Source organism: Parasphingorhabdus sp. (assembly GCF_036964565.1).
Taxonomy (GTDB): Bacteria; Pseudomonadota; Alphaproteobacteria; order Sphingomonadales; family Sphingomonadaceae; genus Parasphingorhabdus.
The window spans coordinates 150,776-170,422 of sequence record NZ_JBALTN010000010.1 but is presented as its reverse complement, the minus strand read 5'-3'; the positions used below and the strand labels follow the sequence as shown (position 1 = coordinate 170,422).

12 protein-coding genes and 1 pseudogene are annotated in these 19,647 nt (G+C 60.6%); 7 read left to right on the top strand and 6 right to left on the bottom strand.

All coding sequences use genetic code 11. From position 1 onward, the window contains the following. Nucleotides 1-199: pseudogene (locus V7650_RS14735) on the bottom strand (ParB N-terminal domain-containing protein); the annotation flags it as partial. A 633-nt stretch (nt 200-832) separates the two neighbouring features. On the opposite strand from V7650_RS14735, the gene V7650_RS14730 reads away from it, so the two are divergent. From V7650_RS14730 to V7650_RS14715, 4 genes are all read left to right on the top strand, one after another. Beyond that, nucleotides 833-1,813: a dipeptide epimerase gene (locus V7650_RS14730; protein ID WP_335656993.1), complete on the top strand. Its 981-nt coding sequence runs from the start codon at nt 833-835 to the stop codon at nt 1,811-1,813. Between the two features lie 112 nt (nt 1,814-1,925). Then, nucleotides 1,926-2,594: a helix-turn-helix domain-containing protein gene (locus V7650_RS14725; protein ID WP_335656992.1), complete on the top strand. Its 669-nt coding sequence runs from the start codon at nt 1,926-1,928 to the stop codon at nt 2,592-2,594. Nucleotides 2,595-2,886: 292 nt separating this feature from the next. Next, nucleotides 2,887-5,094, top strand: coding sequence for a TonB-dependent receptor (locus V7650_RS14720; protein WP_335656991.1), 2,208 nt, complete (start codon nt 2,887-2,889; stop codon nt 5,092-5,094). A gap of 142 nt (nt 5,095-5,236) precedes the next feature. Then, complete coding sequence (locus V7650_RS14715; RefSeq protein ID WP_335656990.1) at nt 5,237-6,817, top strand: serine hydrolase domain-containing protein; 1,581 nt, start codon at nt 5,237-5,239, stop codon at nt 6,815-6,817. 186 nt (nt 6,818-7,003) lie between these two features. On the opposite strand, the gene V7650_RS14710 is transcribed toward V7650_RS14715, so the two are convergent. From V7650_RS14710 to V7650_RS14690, 5 genes are all read right to left on the bottom strand, one after another. Continuing rightward, entirely contained in the window at nt 7,004-9,454 is a 2,451-nt protein-coding gene (locus tag V7650_RS14710; RefSeq protein ID WP_335656989.1) for a TonB-dependent receptor, read from the bottom strand. A 1-nt stretch (nt 9,455) separates the two neighbouring features. Further along, nucleotides 9,456-10,376: a FecR family protein gene (locus V7650_RS14705; protein ID WP_335656988.1), complete on the bottom strand. Its 921-nt coding sequence runs from the start codon at nt 10,374-10,376 to the stop codon at nt 9,456-9,458. After that, nucleotides 10,369-10,890, bottom strand: coding sequence for a sigma-70 family RNA polymerase sigma factor (locus tag V7650_RS14700; protein WP_335656987.1), 522 nt, complete (start codon nt 10,888-10,890; stop codon nt 10,369-10,371). The genes V7650_RS14705 and V7650_RS14700 overlap by 8 nt, the downstream gene beginning before the upstream one ends. A gap of 249 nt (nt 10,891-11,139) precedes the next feature. After that, on the bottom strand, nt 11,140-14,346 hold the full coding sequence (locus tag V7650_RS14695; protein WP_335656986.1) for an autotransporter outer membrane beta-barrel domain-containing protein: 3,207 nt from the start codon (nt 14,344-14,346) through the stop codon (nt 11,140-11,142). A gap of 186 nt (nt 14,347-14,532) precedes the next feature. Further along, on the bottom strand, nt 14,533-15,162 hold the full coding sequence (locus V7650_RS14690; protein ID WP_335656985.1) for a helix-turn-helix domain-containing protein: 630 nt from the start codon (nt 15,160-15,162) through the stop codon (nt 14,533-14,535). Nucleotides 15,163-15,310: 148 nt separating this feature from the next. On the opposite strand from V7650_RS14690, the gene V7650_RS14685 reads away from it, so the two are divergent. Genes V7650_RS14685 through V7650_RS14675 form a run of 3 tightly spaced genes read left to right on the top strand, consistent with a single transcriptional unit; the run spans nt 15,311 to nt 19,622 of the window. Further along, nucleotides 15,311-17,305 (top strand): serine hydrolase domain-containing protein, encoded by a 1,995-nt coding sequence (locus V7650_RS14685; RefSeq protein ID WP_335656984.1) that lies wholly within the window; start codon nt 15,311-15,313, stop codon nt 17,303-17,305. Beyond that, nucleotides 17,305-18,315: a dipeptide epimerase gene (locus V7650_RS14680; protein WP_335656983.1), complete on the top strand. Its 1,011-nt coding sequence runs from the start codon at nt 17,305-17,307 to the stop codon at nt 18,313-18,315. Before V7650_RS14685 ends, V7650_RS14680 begins: the two co-directional genes overlap by 1 nt. Next, nucleotides 18,312-19,622 carry a peptide MFS transporter gene (locus V7650_RS14675; protein ID WP_335656982.1) on the top strand — a complete coding sequence of 437 codons (1,311 nt, stop codon included), beginning with the start codon at nt 18,312-18,314 and terminating at the stop codon, nt 19,620-19,622. Before V7650_RS14680 ends, V7650_RS14675 begins: the two co-directional genes overlap by 4 nt. Nucleotides 19,623-19,647: the final 25 nt, after the last annotated feature.

Below are 19,647 nucleotides of genomic sequence, written 5' to 3'. Positions count from 1 at the left end.
CGCAGATTACGTGCCCGTCATCGTCGATGAGAATGGGATTTGTCCACCCGAACTTCCTCATGCTCCGCTGGATCTTCTTTATCTGGGAGCGCGAATGCGTGTTGGGATTGTTCGCATAGACAATCACCTCATCGATCGGCACGTAGCTGAACGCGAGGGGGCGGGACGGGATTTTAGATTTTACGTTGGATTTGGACATTATTCACCTACGGATTAATTTTATTTAACATTTTCCGTGGTGATAAGTTCACCGTATGTTCTATCAAAGCAGGTTTGTCCAGACCTGAAATGACCTACCCCGCTAGAAAATGCATAAATGTTTGAATGTGCAAACAAATGCCAAATGTTCGCACGAGATTGCATCTCGTTCCCACGAACATGGCGCAATCTTCCCACGAACATCGGATATGGGAAAACTGCCCTGGACGCCCGTAATTGCTGGGGGTCTGAAAGGTCAAGCGGTGCGATTCAGCCCGAATCCATCGATTTTCCCACTACTTTCCCACGAATATGGGAAGATCACCGCTGAGACCGGTTCGCTACGGACTGCGTCGCGCACCACCATTTCCATCCTTCTGAAATAGCGACTTAAATCGATATCCGTGCCGGATCATCGCCGGGCAATCTATCGCGTTATGGCCGATGCAGTCGGGCAGGGGGCTGGTCCTGAGAGTGGCCGGCTGATCCGGGCGCATGTCGCGGATGGCAATTCCACGTATTGCAATGCAGCGCACCAGCGGTTTCTGCTACCAGCAGCAACAATTATAAATTGCTAAAAAAGCAACATGCCGCTAATAATTGCTAATATAGCAAATTAGCATATGGGGCGGTGATGAAGATTCTAGTTCGCAGGAAGCATATCCTGCTCGCGCAGCCTTTTCGGGTTGCCTTTGGCACAATTGCCGGCCTCGATGTCATCGAAGTCACGGCCCACGAAGGCGGCAAAGTCGGGCGCGGCGAATGTTGTCCGATGGGCATTTACGGCCAGGACGCCACCTCGACGCTCGCCGAAATCGCGACCGTTGCCCCAAGACTGGAAAGCGGCGAGCTGGACCGGCTGTCCCTCCAGCAGGAATTGCCGGCGCAATCGGCGCGCAATGCCATCGACTGCGCTCTCTGGGATCTCGAAGCCAAAAGCTCGGGACAGACGATCTGGCAATCGACGGGCCTTCAGGCACCCGACACGATTCCGTCAGACGTGACCATCGGCATCATGTCACCGGAAGAGACAGCAAATTTCGCGGCAACGCTTGAAGACGCCTCGATGATCAAGCTGAAACTGGGGGGAGATTCGGACCTCGAATGCCTGGCCGCCGTCCGGTCTGTGCTGCCCGATGCGCGGCTTTTTGTCGACGTCAATGCCGGGTGGACTCTTGACCGGCTCAACGAAGCCGCTCCGATCCTGGCAGATGCCGGCGTTTTCATGATCGAACAGCCCTTGCCGCCCGAAGACGATCTGCTGCTGGATGGATATAATCGGGCTGTGCCGCTTTGCGCTGATGAATCCTGTCACGACCGCAGCGACCTTGCCCGACTGGCCGGGCGTTTTGACTATATCAACATCAAGCTGGATAAAACCGGCGGACTTACCGAAGCGCTGGCGCTCGCCGAAGCTGCCCGCGTCGAGGGCTTTCGCCTGATGGTCGGGTGTATGCTCGGCTCTGGTGTTGCGATCGCCCCAGCCTACGTCGTCGCCTCGCTCTGCGACGTGGTCGATCTCGATGCGCCGCTGATCGTCAAGGATCCGGCGGATGCGGGCGTGCATCATGATGGTCGGTGCCTGCATCGCTTCCCATCGGAGGTCTGGGGCTGACGCACCGATGGGCCTCCTGAAGCGTTTCCCTCGACTCGTGGCTAGCCAAGCCGAGAAGCAGGGATTAGTAGGTCGCAACGTGAATCATCAAAGGGGGCGGCAGGTAGGTGAGATGAAGGACACGATCGGTGGCCTGCTGCGGTCCATTCGCAAGCGTCGCAAGATGACGCTCGAGCGGCTTTCGGAGTTGACCGGTATCTCGGTTTCCTCGTTGTCGCGTATCGAGAATACGCAGCTCGGCCTGACGATCGAGAAGGTGGATCTTCTCGCAAAAGCACTCGATATCGCGCCAGAGGACCTGATCTCGCGCAAGCCCGGCGCCGTCGATGGCGGAGCCGTCGATACGGTCGGGCATGCTTCGGATCTCCGGCGCCTGAACGTGGATCGCGCGCGGGATCGCGACCGCAAGGCAAGTTCCTATCGCGAACTCAATCTGCGATATCTTTTCGACGAGGACAGCGATCGTTCGCTGGACTGTATGCAGATAACGATCGAGTCGATCAGTGTTTGGGATTCGGAATTCGTCCGGCACCCCGGAGAAAAGATCATCTATGTCCTGCGTGGCGACGCGGTGATCTATTGCGAAGGCCATGCGCCGCTTATTCTCGAAACCGGCGACGCGATCTTCATGGATGGTCAAATGTGGCACAGCACGGTTGCGGTCCACGGCGCGCCTGCCGAGCTTCTGGTGACCTATTATCACGGCCCTCACGCCGCCGAGGGACTCTTCGAAACCCAGGTGTTCACGCCCCAGAGCTGGGCCTCGCTCAAGGCAAACTAGACGCCGGTACCCCGTTGAACGCTGAAATCCATTCGGCGATCGCGTCCGTTTGCACGGGTGTTCAGTCCGATTCCAGTTATTGCTTGATTAGCAAGTTATATTTGCATATTGCACATAATGCAAAATTGCTTGGGGTGGGTGAGTATATGCAAGTGCATGGGGGCGTCATGATTGTCGGAGCAGGGCAAGGGTTGACCCGGCCGCCGGTGGTTCTGGTCGGTTGTGCTCCGCGCTCGGCAATCAATCACATGGGGCGCTCACCGCTGCCAGTCTTTACAGAAGGGGATTATCGATGACTTCATTTTCGACGAAAAAGGCGCATTTTTTTCTGGCGTCGGGCGCGGCGCTCTTCATCCTGTCTCCCGCCCACGCGCAGGAAACCGACCAAGTTTCGGAAAATGAAACTTACTCTGGCGAGATTGTGGTGACAGCCCAAAAGCGGGCCGAACGCCTGATCGAAACGCCGCAATCGATTTCCGTCCTTTCCTCGGAGGAATTGTCCAAAATCGCCGCCAAGCAATTCGTCGATTTCGCCAACACGGTTCCGGGGCTCCAATATACCTCCCAGGGTGCCGGCACGTCCCAGATCAGTCTGCGTGGCGTCACCAGCGGTGCGGATGTATCGTCGACCGTCGGCGTTTATGTCGACGAGGTTCCCTACGGATCGAGTTCGGCCTTCGCCAATGGCGCGCGGCGAGCGCTCGATGTGGGGCTGTTCGACATAGAGCGTATCGAGGTCCTTCGCGGGCCCCAGGGCACGCTCTATGGCGCGAGTTCGATGGGCGGTGTCCTCAAATATGTAATGACGAAGCCGTCGCTGACGCAATTCGAGACGAAGGCGCAGCTTGGTGTCTCAACGACGCGGTTCGGAGGGACGAGCTATGATGCCTCGGCGGTGGTCAATGCGCCGATCGCACTCGACAAGGCAGCGGTTCGGGCGAGCGGATTTTATTCACGGGACGGCGGTTATTTCGACAATATCGTTACTGGAGAGAATGATGTCGATCGCGGCAAGGTATATGGCGGACGCCTCGACGCACTGTTTGCGCCCGCAGAGGATCTTTCGATCCGGCTCACCGGATTCGCGCAAGATGTCCGCCGCCAAGGCGGCAGCTATGCGAATATCGGTCTCAATGGCGTGCCCGTCGCGGGATATCTCGACCAGGCCCATCCGCTTGACGAGCCTTTCCGCTCCGATTTCCGCCTCGGAAGCGCGACGATCGACTATAGCTTTGCCGGGGCGACGCTGACGTCAGTGACCAGCTACCAGGTGAACAAGACGTTCGCCACGACCGACGGGTCAGCGGTCTACGCTCCCTTCCTTCAGATCCTGGCCAACATTCCCGCCGAAGCCGTGGCAATCAATGAACTCGCCCGCACGCGCAAGTTCACGCAGGAAATCCGCATCGCATCGCCGACAGAGCAGACGATCAGCTGGTTGGCGGGTGGTTTCTATACCCGCGAGAAGAGCCTGTTGCGGCAAGTCGCCGACACCTATGGCGCGGGGCTCGTTCTTCTGCCCAATATCAACGCGGTAACCGCCGCGATCGACAGCACCTACGAAGAATATGCCGTATTTGGAAACCTGACTTGGCGCTTGACCGAAGCCTTCGATGTGAGCGGCGGTATTCGCTATGCGCACAACAATCAGGAATTCACCCAGGATGCGTCGGGCATATTCGTTGTGTCGGCGCCCGGATCGAGTTCGAGCGAAGGGGTGGTGACATACCTCGCCAATGCCCGGTACCGCATCGGTCGCAACGCGACGGCATATGCGCGCTTTGCCACCGGCTATCGACCCGGCGGCCCCAATTTCCGCGTTATCGATCCGGCGACCAACCAGCCCTCTCCCCCGACGTTCGATTCCGATTCGTTGAACAGCTATGAGCTTGGCTTCAAGGCCGAGACCGCAGACCGCAAGTTCGGTATCGATCTGTCAGGATATTATATCGAGTGGAAGGATATCCAGCTGCTGAGCCCAGTGGCCGGCGTTGCCAATTTTGCAAACGGCCCGGGCGCCCGTATCAAGGGTGCCGAAATGACCCTGACCGCCCGCCCGGCACGGGAATTCGTCGCGACCGGAAGCTTTGCCTATAATGACGGCTACCTGACTGACGACGTGCCGCTGCTCGGCGCGCGCAAAGGCGAGCGACTGCCGAACACGCCGCATTTCACCGCCGCCGTCAATGTCGACTACAGCATGGTCGAAAGCGCGCTCAAGCCCACATTCGGGGCGACCTTGCGTTTCGCGTCCGATAGCAAGGCGAGTTTCGATGCTAGCCCGGCGCTCAGGCAATATGACGTCCCTGACTATGCCACTGTCGATTTGCGGGGCGGCGTGTCCTTTGGCCCGGTCGATGCACAGGTCTATGTCCAGAATCTGTTCGATACGCGAGGCCAGCTGGCGGCGCAGACGGTTCTCTCGCAGCTCGGCGGACCCGCACAGGTGCTTGTCCTCCGGCCGCGAACGGCAGGTCTTCGGCTGACTTCGCGCTTCTAGAAAATGTCGGCCGCTGGCGCGCCGTTTTGAATTGCTCCAGCGGCCTTCTTTCGGGATCGCGGCCATTGGCAACGCTCCGGTCGCCACGCAAAGCCTGCCGGACGGCGCTGCCAGTGATTCAGTCTTTTGTGAGGAACGGATGATGATGGAAAAAACCCTGGCGACGCATTTTGATGAAGCCCGCATGGATGCGATTTTTGCGCCGCTCGACCAATGTCGTCTGCCCGGCGCGGCAGTCGCTGTCGCGATTGACGGGAAGCCCGTCTATCGCCGCGGTTTCGGCCTTGCCCACATGGAACTGCCGGTGATCCTCGGCCCGGCCATGCGCATGCGGATCGGCTCGACGACCAAACATTTCGTGGCGCTTGCCTTTCTGCTTCTCTGTGAAGAGGGGCGTGCAAGTCTGGATAACCCGATAGGGCGCTATGTTCCCGAAATTCACGAGGCCAGCGGGCATGCCACAGTGCGTCAATTGATGGGGCACACGTCGGGCATTCGTGATGCGATGACGATATCGATGCTGATCAATGGCGCGGCCACGCGGGTCAGCGATGCGGATATCCTCGAACTTTACCAAACACTCGCTGATGTCGATACCGCAGCAGGGACGAGCTGGAGCTATAACAATGGAGCTTATGTCCTGCTGACCGCAGCGATCGAACGGATCACCGGCGAGTCGCTCGAGACGGTGCTGCGCGAGCGAATTTTTGAACCCGTCGGCATGCATGATACCATGCTCCGCCGCTCCGATAACGATTTTGTTGCAAACAGCGCGGCGCTCCATTTCCGGACCGCGGAGGGCCGGTTCACGCGTGATTATATGGGATCCGAGATCAGCGGTCCCGGCGGTATTGTCTCGACCATGGATGACATGCTGCGCTGGCTTCGCCACATGGACGATCCCCGGGTCGGATCACCGGAAAGCTGGTCCCTGATGCGCGAACCGCACCGGCTCCAGAACGGGACCTCGACAGGCTATGGTCTCGGGCTCGTCATGGGCCACTATCGCGGCGTCGAGACTATCTCGCACGCGGGTGGCGTGGTGGCGGGCAATTCTCAGATGATCAAGGTTCCCGCAGCCCGTCTCGATATTTCCATCGCGGTCAATCGGGCCGATGTGAACGGTGCGGATCTCGCAAACAAGATCATAGATGCGTGCGTAGAGGGCCTCGACCCGGTGATCGAGGTGCCCTTCGAAAAGCGGACTGGCCGGTTCCTATCGCGGAGCAGTGGCCGGGTTGTCGAGCTGCTCGCGCATGGCGACATGCAGTTGATGGCCGTTGATGGTCAACCGCCGCTGCCGGTCACCGACGACGGGCAGGGCAATCTGAAGCTGCCAGACATCATGTCCTTCATTCTTCAGACGGCCCGGATCGAAGATTCCACACTCATCCTCACCGAATTCGGGAATACCGATCATCTCGAGCCGATCGAAGCAGAACCCGGCGCCACGATCGGGGATCGAGCCGGGCGTTTCATCGCCTCTGCCGCTGCGACGCGGGCAGAAATTTGGGAAGCGGGCGGGGCTAGTCATCTCAAGCTTGTCGGAGCGGTGGGAACGGCAAGCTATCAACTCACGCCGGTCACGCCTGCGATCTGGAAGGCAAGCTGCGTCGGGGCATTTTCGATGCTTGGCGGCATCCTGACCCTGGCGGGCGACGGGGACGGGTTCGAATTCGCATCGGGGCGCATGCGCGCTATCCGATTCGCTCGAGCGGGATAATTGATACTGCCGGCGTTTTGCCAATTGGCCGGGGCGGACAAGCGAAGCCGGGCGTGCGGTTGCCAAGATAGAGCAGCGGCTGGGAACCGACTTCCAGGCGGCCGATATCAATATTTTCGCGCGACCAAAAGCGGAGAAGGCGAATAATTGCTGCTCTCGCGACCGGGAGGCGGTTGATCGCGCAGGCTAATAGGCGAGATCGATGGCGACGCGGATTGTCCGGGGTCGCAAGGGGGTCAGATAGCCATCGCTGCCCGGCACGAAGGGAGTGCCCAGCGCAAAGCGATTGCCGCGCGAGTCGAGCAGATTTGTCAACGTCAGGGTCAATCCGCGGGTCTGGTTGCCGATACGCGCCGCCAGACCGGTATCGACATAGTCGCCTTGGCCTTCACCCAAAATCGGACCAATGCCGAGGCGAGAGGGTCCCACATAGTTCGCCCATCCCTGGATGCGGAAATCCTCGTCGCCAATGACGGTCGAATAATTGGCCGAGCCCCGGACGGCATGACTGGCGACATTGGGTATCCGGCCCAGTCGTTCCAGGGCAGGAATGATGACCGGCGGCGACATGTCGAAAGCGGGGCCGCCAAATGTCACGGCAGCCAGCCGCAGCGCGGGCGATAGCCGGGTCACCCGGCTTTCATTGTACACCGCACCCAGTTCGAGCGACAAGCCCCTGACCGGCCGGAGCGCGACAGAGCCGGATATGCTCGTGATCTTGCCATCACCGATATTCGCCGTGGTCGGGAAACCATTGGCATCGATATAGTCCGCCTGAATGTCGCGCCAGCGGCTGTGCGAGATCGAGATGGTTGCATCGAAGGGCGTGATTCCCTTGCGTCCGAAACGCAAGCCGGCATCATAGGTGGACACATGATCGTTGCGAAAGCGCTGCACAAAACTGCCGTCTATGGATAGGCCCCCGGGCCGGAAGCCCTCCTGATAGCGAGCGTAGAAAGTCGCATTCCTGTCCAGAGTGACGAGAATCGATGCCGATGGCGAAAAATTCTCTTCCTTGCGGCGGGCGGTGATCGCCCGGCTTGACTGGGTCAGTGCCAGCAGCGCGTCGACATCCTCCCCGCCACCGCCGAGCAGGGCATGGGTATAGCGCACGCCACCGGTCGCCACCACCGCGGGCAGGAGTTCGGCGGACGCCTCGCCATAGGCTGTATATTCGGTAATCCAGTTGGACACCCCGGCGATCGAGGACCGGAAAATCTCGCCGCCGAAGGCTCGCGTCTGTCTGGTTTTGTTGTCGACGAAGCTCGTGCCGACGACCCAGCCCAGGCCGTCCTGATAGGGACGCGACAGGCGGGTTTCGCTCGTCCACATCCGGGTCTCGTTTTTCTGGTCAAACAGGCGAGGGATGTCATGGGCGAGACTGGCATCGAACCGCTCGAAGAGATGGTGATCGACATAGGCGTGCGAGGACTGAAGGTGGAGATCGCCCCATTCCTTCGTGACCACGATCATCGCCGACCCGTAGCGTGCCTTTGCCCCCTGCTCGACAAGGCTGCTGCGCGTCAGCGGCGGCGCGCCCTTGTCGGCATATTGGGCATCCTCCGCCGTTATGGTCTGATGGATGCCGCCGGTGTCAAAGGTCCAGCCGTCGCCAAGGTTCAGGCGAAGCGTGCCACGCCCGCCGCGGATATCTGTCCGGTTCACATCCCGCTGGCCGAGCAGGGGATTATCGATATATCCGCCATCGCTGATGGAATAGCCGACCAGGCGCAGGGCATGGCCGCTGTCTCCCAAAGGCAGGTTTGCGGTCGCCGACAAGTCGCTGCCGGGCGCGCCATGCTGGACCAGAGAGACGCCCGCGGACGCCACCAGCTCGGGCGCAGTGGGGTCCGGCGCATTGGGTATCATCCGGATAATACCGCCCAGTGATCCCGCACCATATAGCGTACCCTGCGGTCCCTCGAGGATTTCCACACGGTCGATGTCGTATAGTCGCAAGTCGGGATCGGGCGCGTTGTAGCTCAGCCGGATATCGCCCAGATACTGGCCCACGGTTGCCTGGGTCGGGCCGGTGAAACTGGAATCCGCGATGCCCCGGATGAAGAGCTTGTTGCGGCCGCTGCCCAGATGCGTGGACGATATCGTCGCCATCCGCGACAATATCGAATCCATGCCTCTCTCGCCACCGAAGCTCAGATCGGTGCCATCCAGGATGGTGACCACCCCGGCATATTTCACGTAGGGCGTGTTGACCTTGCTGGCCGTGACGACAATTTCTTCCACCGGAGAGGCCGTTGCCGGTTCCTGCGGCGGGTCCGCATTCACCTGCCGCGCCTTGGGCGGCGCTTGCTTCTGGCGACTGGCGATGGTGGTGCCGCGCGGACGCCGCTCTATCCGCCAGCTGGTAGCCCCCACCCGGACCGCGTGGGCATCGGTTCCTGCCAGCATGCGGGCAAGCGCCCTCTTGGCGCTCATCCTGCCGCGGACCGGCTTCACGGGTTTTTGCCACAGCTTCGCGTCGGCAACGCTGATGCTGATGCCAGCCTGCCGTCCCAGCAGAGGCAGGCTCTGCAGCAGCGTGCCGCTGGGCAATTCGATCGCGCGCGAGTCATCGCGCGCCGCGACGGGCATCGCGAACAGCAGCAGCAACAAGGCGAATGAGATACGGGCGATCATTTTAGCGGGTCAGCAACCATCCTTCGGTTTGTTTCTGTGCGCGAATGCCGGCAAGTGCTGCAAGATCGTCGATCACTTGCTGCTTTTCCTCGTCCACCAGCAAGGCACCGCGGAACGGCAGGGCAGCAACATCCGGCGCCACGGCGATGGTCAGGCCAGCCGTCCTGCCCAGATCTTCGGCAACTTGCGCAATCGATGCGCCATTATAGACAAGCTGGCCCTTCCGCCAGCCGCCGATACTGAACACATCGATCGGCTGCACCTGCGGACGTCCACCCTGGTCCGGCGCCTCGAGACCATAGCCGGCATTCAGCCGAACATTGTCGCGTCCGGGATTGTAGACGACCAGCCCCTCCGACACGGCAACGCTCACCGCATCGCGGCGCCGGATCACATTGAACGCCGTTCCCAGATCGACCAGCCTCGCGTTGCCGGCCTCGACCACAAAGGGGTCGCCGTCGCGGTGGACCACATGAAACATCGCCTCGCCGCTTTCAAGCCGGGCAAACCGCGGACGATCCTCGTCCAGTTCGATGACCGTCCCGCCATTGATTTCAATCCGGGTGCCATCGGCCAGCGCCACTGTCCGATGCTCTCCTCCCAAAGTCTCGATCCGGTTGGTGTCATTGCTGAACAGGGAAAAGCTGATAACGCCAACCAGCGCTGCCGCCATCGCGCCGCCCAGCCACATCCTGCGGGTTGCAGCGACCGGCCGGCCGACAATCTCCGGTCGCTCGACAGGCTCGGCGAGGTGGGCAAGGTCGGCATCAAGGCTGGCAAGCCGGTCATAGACGGCGGCGTGCGTCGGACTCTGCTCCAGCCAGAGGGTGAACGCGTCCCAATCATCAAAGGCCGGATCCCGCTGCCGGATCAGCCAATCCGTTGCCTGGGCTTCAGCGCCCGACGCCATATTGTCACTCATCGGCTTGACCCCCCAATGCCGCCAGGGCGCGGTAGACCTTGCGCAAATCGGCCTCGACCGTGCTCAGGCTGACGCCCAGCCGAGCCGCGATGTCGCGCTGGTTCATGCCCTCGATACGAAAATAACGGAAGCTGGCCGCGGCCCGTTCGCCCTGCGCGCTGATCACGGCGTCCGCGCGGGCAAGCTCCTCCCGCGAAATAAGCGATCGCTCGACCGACGGCTGAACCCGGCCCAGATCATTCTCGCCCCATGCCTGTTCGCGCGTTTCGGCGGCCCTGGCCGAGCGGTGGCGGTCGAGCATGAGATTGTTGGCGGCGCGGAACAGGTAGGACAGCGGGTGCGCCACCGGGCCCGTCGGCGAGCCGGCAATGTGGAACCAAAGCTCCTGAAAAACATCTTCGGCGCTATCGCCCGCGCCACGCGCCGCCAGAAAGCGGATCAGCTTTTCGCGATTGTCCAGCAGCACCGCTTCGAGCCCATGCGCTGTCTCAGCTTCTCTGTCCGTCCTAGTCATGCAATGTTGACCCCGGTGCATCTTTTCTGGGCTGGCCAGTTTCGTGACTCCGCCATCGCACGCACCCTTCGCCGGGGCGCTATATAACAGCCGCATCGGACCGCGCAATAGCAGCATGAACGGATGAGCGCTGATCGAGGCTTGGGTGGCAGAAATGTCGTTGTCCTTGTGGTTCGGATGGAAAAGCAAGGGAGGGAAATGGGGGTGGGGGGTCGTTCCCTCCCTTGCAGTCTGGCTTGGGCGAATGTGCTAAAGCCCAAGCCTTACGCTGGCCCGGAAGGCAATGGCGGCATGGCTCTGGTGTTCCTCGACCGACAATTCGCCGCCGACCTGAAAACCGGAGTTGCCGGCAACCGCGCGCACGCGGCCGATCCAGCCGCTCTCGCGTTCGTCCGGAACGAGGGTGAACGGATCACCGTCATTGAACTGGGCGACGGTGACGCCCAGTGCCCCGCCGACGATCTGGCGGCGGCCCCCTTCCAGCTCAAAGCGGTACCAGCCGTCATACTGGTCAACTCCGCCCCAATCGAGGCCGAGCGCCACGGTACCGGACACCGCAAGCTCGTCGCTGTCACGCTCGGCAACGGTCAGGTCGAGGGCATCCCCGCCGCCTGTTTCCGCATAGCCATCCTCTTTCAGCTTGTAATAGTCGACGGCAAGGGTCGGCCGGATCGAGAAATTTCCGGAGCGCAGATCGTGGCTCACGGCGCCGGCAGCGGACCACAAGCTGCCGTCCCATTCGGCTGACATCGTCTTGATGACATCTTCGCCTTCAAGCGCGCCGATGAAATAGCGCGAGCCGTCAAAATTGATCTTGGCACCGGATACCCGGGCATGGGCCAGCCAGTTTCCGGTTTTCAGTCGCCAATAGCCCGCCAGTTCCCACTGGATCGACCGGATTTCATTGCCGTTGGCACCGTTGCCGTCCTTGCCGTTCAGATATCCGACGGACGCCCCGAAATTGCCGATACCGGTCTTGTGCTCGGCGCCGGCCGAAATACCCCAGCCGCCGATGTCATAGCCGGCCGTGTCACCGACGCTCTTCGACGTGCCCCATCCGGCCTGTGCTATCCAATAGCCCCAATTGCCTTCATCCTGGAACGGACCTTTCGGATCGGCCAGAAATCGTGCCAGTGCGCGCGATCCCGACGTCACCGTTTCAAACAGTCCGCCCTCATGTTCGGGCAGCATCTGCTGAAGCTGGGACCGGAATTCCTCCTGATTGTCGATAGCCAGGAAAATATCCTCGACATCCTCATCTTCGGCCAGTGCGGCATAGGCTGCCGAAAAGGCACTTGCTTCCGACCGGTTGAGGCCCAGTTCCGTCGTATCCTTGCGCGCCACGCTGACGATGACCTGATTGGTGTTCGAACTGACCGAGCCTTTGTAGAGGAAAGGCAGCAGCGTCGTCGATGCCGTCAGGTTGTTGGCGCCCGCCAGGGTTCCGGCCTGGACCACGACATGATCGCCTTCGGCGCCCTTGACGTCGGTGAGCTTGATCGCGAGTTTGGAACCTGTTGCGAAACTTGCGCTGCCCGATACCTGCAGAATGGTGTCGGTGTCGCCGCCAAGGGTTACCCCGATCACGCCGTTGCCGGTAACATCCAGCGACGCGATCTGGGCGGCACCGATGACATCGAACGTGCCACCGGAGGCTGTCACAGCAAGGCCCTGGGCATTGGCCAGCGAACCGGAAAAGCGCGATGTGCCGGCCAGTGTCAGGCTGTCAGCTCCCCCGCCAAAGTCGGCGCTGCCAGTGAACACCGAGGTTCCGGCAAGGCTGATGGCATCGGCACCACCGGCAAAACTCGCCTTGCCGGTGTACGTGGCATCGCCCGACAGGGTGAGCTGGTTGTCGCCCGTTCCAAAGCTGCTGTTGCCGGTCACCTTGCCATCGGCGATCTCGAACAGGTCGTTTCCGCCACCGAAACGGACATCACCGGTGATGGATGGGGCTTTGGCCGTCGAGGCAACGGCCGTCTGCCGGATGACAGCACCGGAATTATTTGCCGAGAGGTCGATGGAGACGTTGCGAGTGGATGTGCCGAGCGCACCCGTGGCAAGGATTGTCCCGCTGTTCTCGACCAGCGCAACGGTGCCGGATTTGTCGACAATGGCAAAGGCGGCCGCATCATTGCCGCCAGCCTTGGCTTCAATCGTGCCGCTGTTGCGGACGGTCGGGAGGTTTGCACCAGCGCCGATCAATACACCCGTGCTGACGGAGGTCGCGCTGCTGCCGCCGGTTGCCTGAATGGTGCCGGCATTCCGGATTTCCGGTGTCGTCGCGCCGGCTCCCAGTTGCAGTGCGGTCGCCGACCCGCCATTGGACGTGGCCTTGACCGATCCGGTGGCGCCGATGCCGATGCCGCCAGCGATCGTGACGGTGCCGCCCAGCCCGCCGACTTGCAGGCCGTTGGCATTGATACCGGCATAAAGGCCGCCGCCCAGAATGCCGCCGTCGATGACCAGGCCAAAGCCCGTGCCCGTCCCGGCAACGGGACCGATGGTGACGGCGTTGCTGCTATCGCCGATGCGCATCGCCGGTGCGGCACCATAAGAGCGGACGAGGGCCGAGCCTTCTTTCGAATCCTCGATGCCGTCGTCATCTTCGTCCTTGTCCGTGGTGCTGTTGTCCTTTGGCGGCACGGCGAGAATGATGCCGCCCGCGACATTGCCTTCGATCGACAGGGCCGGCCCGCCTTGCAACAGGTCATCCGCATCCAGCTTCGAAGCATCCGCGGGCGGCGTCGTGTAACGATAGCCGGTCGAGCTCAGCGAGCCCTGTACAACCAGCGCCCCGCTGACATTGCCTTCGATGCGCGCTGCAACCGCATCCGCGCCCTGCGCGGAGATGGTTCCGGCCAGCCGCACATTGCCATCGACATCCTGGACGCCGACGCCGAGCGCACGGTCCCCGAGTACCGAGATATTGCCGTCCGTTACCAAATTGCCTGTCAAAGGTCCGCCAAGCCGGATACCGGCCGAATCATTGCCCTCGATGGTGATCGCGCCGCTGTTCGTGATATTGCCGGTGAAGGAACCCGCTGTGGCTATGCCCGTCCGGTTTGTCCCGAGGGCAAAGGGTCCGTCAATATCGCCATCATTGTCTGCATCGGTCGGGGTATAGGGTTCATTGACGATGATCTTGCCGCTAGCGGCGTTGGTAATCGTGCCGCTGACCCCTGCATTGGCCAGAATGCCGGTGGCATTGCTGGCATCGTTGATCTCGATCGTACCTTCGTTGATCAGCTTGTTGTTGCTGTCAATGGTAACGGCAACCCCGGTCGCCGGCTTGATCGAGCCCGCCGACGTGATCTTGATATCATCGGCAGTTCCGGCCTTGATCGTTGATGTCCGTACCGGAGTGGTCGTCGCGGTCGCCACCGTCGTTTCCGCATGAGCGGGGATCGACAGGACAGCAAACAGACAGGTCGACCCGAGCAGATAGTTGCGCATACAAATCCTCTTGTGATTGGCGGGATAAATTTCCCTGTGCAAAGACAAGACGGAGTCATTCCCCGGGAACCTTGGAGCGATGATGTTTTTTTTGGGGGATGGGTGAGGGGCTATCCGTTGCCCGGGCGGGCCGGAGCCGAAGATAGGCTATTCAGGGCGCGGATAGATCTCCGTCGCGCGGATCTATCAGGCACCGTTCTCGTCATCGTGAAGCGACATCAGGGAATCGATGAGGTTGCTGTCTTCGCTCGACATCACCCCCAGCACCAAGGCCTCGTCAAAGCCGTCGGTCGCGATATAGGCATGGCCCATGTTGGAATCGATATAGATCGATTCCCCCTGGGACAGGGTGACCGGATCGTAGAACTCGCTGTGGACCTCGATCGCCCCTTGCAGAACGTAGATATATTCTTCGCCCGGATGCTTCACCAGCTTGCCGAATTCCTTGGTGCTCTTCGCCCGAATGCGCGTGACCACCGGAATCATCCGTTTGTTGCGCAGCTCCGTGCAGAGATAATGATAGTCATAATTGGGCGTCTTCACGCGAACGGCGTCATCGATCTTTCCGAGACTGCGGCGCGCGGTGACCGGCTGTTCGGCGTTTTCCGGCTGCGCGAACAATTCGGTGATCGGGATGCCCAGCCGGTCACTGAGCTGCAGCAGCTTGTCATAGGTCAAGGTCAGCCGGTCATGCTCCACCTTCGACAGGGTCGAGACCGGAATTCCGCTCTCTTCGCTCATTTCTTTCAGCGTCCATTGGTTGCGACTTCTCAAACCGCGGAGAAGGGCGCCAAGCGTCTGTCGCTCCAAACTCATTACATTATCTCCAAACCAATTGACTGCATTTTCATTTCAGGATAGCAATGACCTAATCAAGACCGTTATATAAAGTTTATAGAATAGAAAAATTTCATGGCGATTGCAATCAGTCAGTCAGGAAATCGAATAAGGGCGGAGAGTTAGCATGACAATCAGACGGACCATCATCGGCGCGGCTTTGGCTATTTTGGCGATACCGGTACTGGCGCAGGTCGACTTGCCGCTCACTCCCGACGCAACGCCGGCGGTCGCGCAGACCGAAGATGTCCAGGTTCCTTCTTCGGGAGCGAAGCCGCTGACCAGCAGCGACGTCAATGCCTGGCTCGACGGATATATGCCCTTTGCCCTGGCTTCATCGGACATTGCCGGCGTGGTCGTGGTCGTGGTCAAGGATGGCGAGATCATCAGCGAGCGCGGCTATGGCTATTCCGACGTTGAAAAGCGCAAGCCGGTTGATCCAGAGCGCACCCTGTTCCGCCCCGGTTCGGTTTCCAAGCTGGTGACATGGACTGCAGTCATGCAAATGGTCGAGCAGGGCAAGATTGATCTCGATACCAATGTCGACCAGTATCTCGATTTCAAAATCTCTCCCGAACAGGGCGACCCGATAACGATGCGGCAACTGATGCAGCATACGGCGGGATTCGAGGAGAACGCCAAGTCTATCATTGGCCGTGGTCCCAATTCCGTTCCGGACTATGTCGCGCTGCTCAAGCGCTGGACGCCCGAAACCATCTTCGAGCCCGGCAGCACGCCGGCCTATTCCAATTATGCCACGTCGCTGGCCGGCTATATTGTCGAGCGCGCGTCCGGTGAAAATTTTTATGACTATGCCGACCGGCATATATTCGACCCGCTGGGCATGGATTATGCGACGATGCGCCAGCCATTGCCCAAGAAATTGGTGCCCTACATGTCAAAGGGCTATGCAAGGGCGAGCGAAGACGCGCGGGATTTCGAGCATGTCGGTCCTGCTCCGGCGGGTTCGCTGTCCGCGTCCGGCGCCGACATGGCGCGGTTCATGATGGCGCATCTGAACGGCGGCGAACTGGATGGCCAGCGGATTCTGAAGCCGGAAACCGCGCGCCAGATGCATGATTCCCCAACGACATTTATTCCGGGCCTGAACCGGATGGAGCTCGGTTTCTTTGAAACCAATGTCAACGGTCGGCAGGTGATCGCGCATCTGGGCGATACGTCCGACTTCCATACCTCGCTGCATCTCTTCGAGAATGAAGATACCGGCTTCTATGTCTCGTTCAACAGCGCCGGCAAGCAGGGTGCTGCCGGCACCGTCCGGATCGCGCTGTTCCACGATTTTGCGGACCGCTATTTCCCCGGCCCGCCGATGCCGGCTCCGCTCGACAGCAAGACGCAGCGCGAGCATGCGCAATTGATGGCGGGCACCTGGGAGGGTTCGCGCCGTGCCGAGTCGAGCTGGTTCCGGCTTCTCTATTTCACCGGCCAGACCCAGGTCGGGGTGGCGGAAGATGGCAGCTTGCTCGTCCCAGATCTTCTGACCCCGGGCGGTGCCCCGCGCAAATGGGTCGAAGTTGCGCCCTTCGTCTGGCAGGATCCGGTCAACCATGAAAAGCTGGCAGCCAAGGTCGTGGACGGCAAGCCGGTGCGCTGGTCCTTCGACATGATCTCGCCGTTCATGGTGTTCGACCGAGTTCCCTGGTACAAGGATTCCGCATGGCTGATGCCAGCGGCTATGGCTGCACTGGCGGTCATGTTCATCACCTTGCTGCTCTGGCCGGTGCGGGCACTGGTGCGGCGCCGCTACCAGGCACCTCTGGTGCTGGAGCGCAATGACATGCGGGCCTATCGGGCCACCCGGATAGCCGCCGCTGCCGTGGTGGTGCTGATCCTCGGCTGGGTCGGGTTCATCAGCCTGATCTCGATCGAAGAAGCCAATCTCAACGGAGGATTCGACTGGCTGCTGCAGGTTCTGCAGATCTTCGGTATCCTGACGATCATTGGCGGCCTGGCCGCCACCGGCTGGAACCTGTTGCAGGTCTTCCAATCTCCGCGCAGCTGGCAGGCGCGCGCGTGGGCCGTGGTGCTGATGGTAGCGATGTTGCTGATTACGTGGGTCGCGCTGGTTGCGGGCATGCTGACCCTTGGACTGAATTTCTGATGTCCCGGGTTCGGCTGCACGTTGCCATCGAACCTCTCCAGCTCGCCACTCCCTTTCGTATCTCGGGCCACGTCTTCTCTTCGCATGACGTCGTGGTCGTGACGCTGGTCAAGGGGTCGTATGCAGGGCGGGGCGAAGCCTCCGGGGTCTATTATCTTTCCGAGGACGCCGCTGTGATGGTCGCGACCATCGAGAAGGTGCGCGCCGCGATTGAGGATGGCGCCGATCGCGTGGCCTTGCAATCGCTGCTCCCGCCTTGCGGAGCACGCAATGCTCTCGATTGCGCGATGTGGGAACTCGAAGCAGCGGAAGCGGGCAAGCCGGTATGGGAGCTGGCGGGATTGTCAGCACCCCGTCCGCTGGAAACGACTTTCACGCTGGGCGCTGACACGCCTGAAAAAATGGCGGAGGGCGCTCGCAATTACAGCCATGCGAAGCGGATCAAGGTCAAGCTGACCGGCGATGCCGAGGACGATATCGGCCGGATCGAGGCCATTCGGGCCGCACGACCGGAGGTCTGGCTGGCGGTAGACGCCAATCAGGGATTTACCCGCGACACCATCAAGCTTGTGATGCAGGCGCTGACCGCCTGTGGCGTCAGCCTGCTCGAACAGCCGTTTGCGCGCGGGGACGAGGGCGCTCTCGACGGCTTTGACTCGCCAATACCGGTGGCCGCGGATGAATCTGCCCTTTCGCTGGCCGACATTGACGGTTTGGTAGGGCGCTTCGACATCGTGAACATCAAGCTGGATAAATGCGGCGGCCTGACCGAAGGCCTGGCAATGGCGCGCGCCGCTCGCGCGCGTGATCTGGGGGTCATGGTTGGCAATATGGTGGGCACCAGCCTGGCGATGGCGCCGGCCTACGTGCTGGGCCAGCTGTGCGAAGTGGTCGATCTCGACGGCCCGATCTTCCTGACGGAAGACCGCAAGCCTTCCATCCGCTATGCCGACGGCCTTGTAACGTGCGATGACAATATCTGGGGTTCTGGAAAGCCGGTTCAGCCATGATGGTCGCCACCGAAAAAACCTGGTTCGGACAGCCACGCGGCCTGACCATCCTGTTCCTGACCAACATGTGGGAGCAGTTTTCCTATTTCGGGATGCGGGCGCTGCTGATCTATTACATGACCAAGGAACTGCTGATCGATCAGCAGACGTCGTCGTTCATATACGGCAGCTACACCGCGCTCGCCTATTTCACCCCGATCGTCGGCGGAGCGATTGCCGACCGCTGGCTGGGGAAGCGAAAGGCGGTGATCATCGGCGCCACGATCATGGCGGCGGGGCATTTCATGATGGCCTTCGAGCCGATGCTCTATGTCGCGCTGGCCACTATTGCTCTGGGCAATGGTCTGTTCCTGCCGACATTGCCCAGCCAGATCAATGATCTTTACGGGCCTGGCGACCCCCGGCGTCCCTGGGCCTATAATGTCTATTATGTCGGGATCAATATCGGCGGATTTCTGGCACCCTTGGTGTGCGGAACGCTGGGCGAAGTCTATGGCTGGCACTGGGGATTCGGCGCCGCCGGTATCGGCATGTTTCTCGGGCTGTTGATCTATCTGGTCGGAGGCAAATATCTTCCCCCGGAACCGAGCCGCTTTGCCAGCGCAAGCGACGAAAAGCGGCCGAACGATTTCCGCCCCTATCTTTTCCTGCTCGGCATTGGCTTGGCGGTGACCGTGTTCCGCGGCGCCTATGAACAGGTCGGGAATACCGTGGCGCTTTGGGCCGATACCGGGGTCGACCGGCTGGTGGCCGGCTGGACCGTGCCGATGACCTGGTTCCAGTCCCTCAATCCGCTGCTCGTCATTCTGATGACACCGTTGCTGCTTGCGCATTGGCAGCGGCGTGCGGTGGGAGGAAAGGAGCATGAGCCGATCATCAAGATGGCCATCGGAGCGCTTATCGTGGCCTGCGCCTATCTCGTTCTGGCGGCAGCGACCGTTATCAGCGGGGATGATCGCGCCAACGCGCTGTGGCTCGTCGCCTTCTTCGCCATCTTTACCTTGGGCGAACTCTATATTCTCCCCAATGGTCTGGGATTGTTCGCCCGGCTGGCGCCGCCGCGCTTTGGTGCCACCACAGTGGCGGCCTGGTACCTGACGATCTTCAGCGGCAGTCTGGCTGCCGGGCTGGTCGGGACGTTGTGGAGCGTTTTTGAACGACCGGTTTTCTTCCTGATCCTCGCCGGTATCGCGACGATCTCGGCGGGAATTCTCTACCTGCTCTCGCCAACCGCCGCGCGCGTCATTGCCGAGCACGACCAGGCGGTTCGCCCGCAGCTTTTACCGATTGACAAATTATCTAATTAGGTACTAGTTTTCCTGATCAGGACAT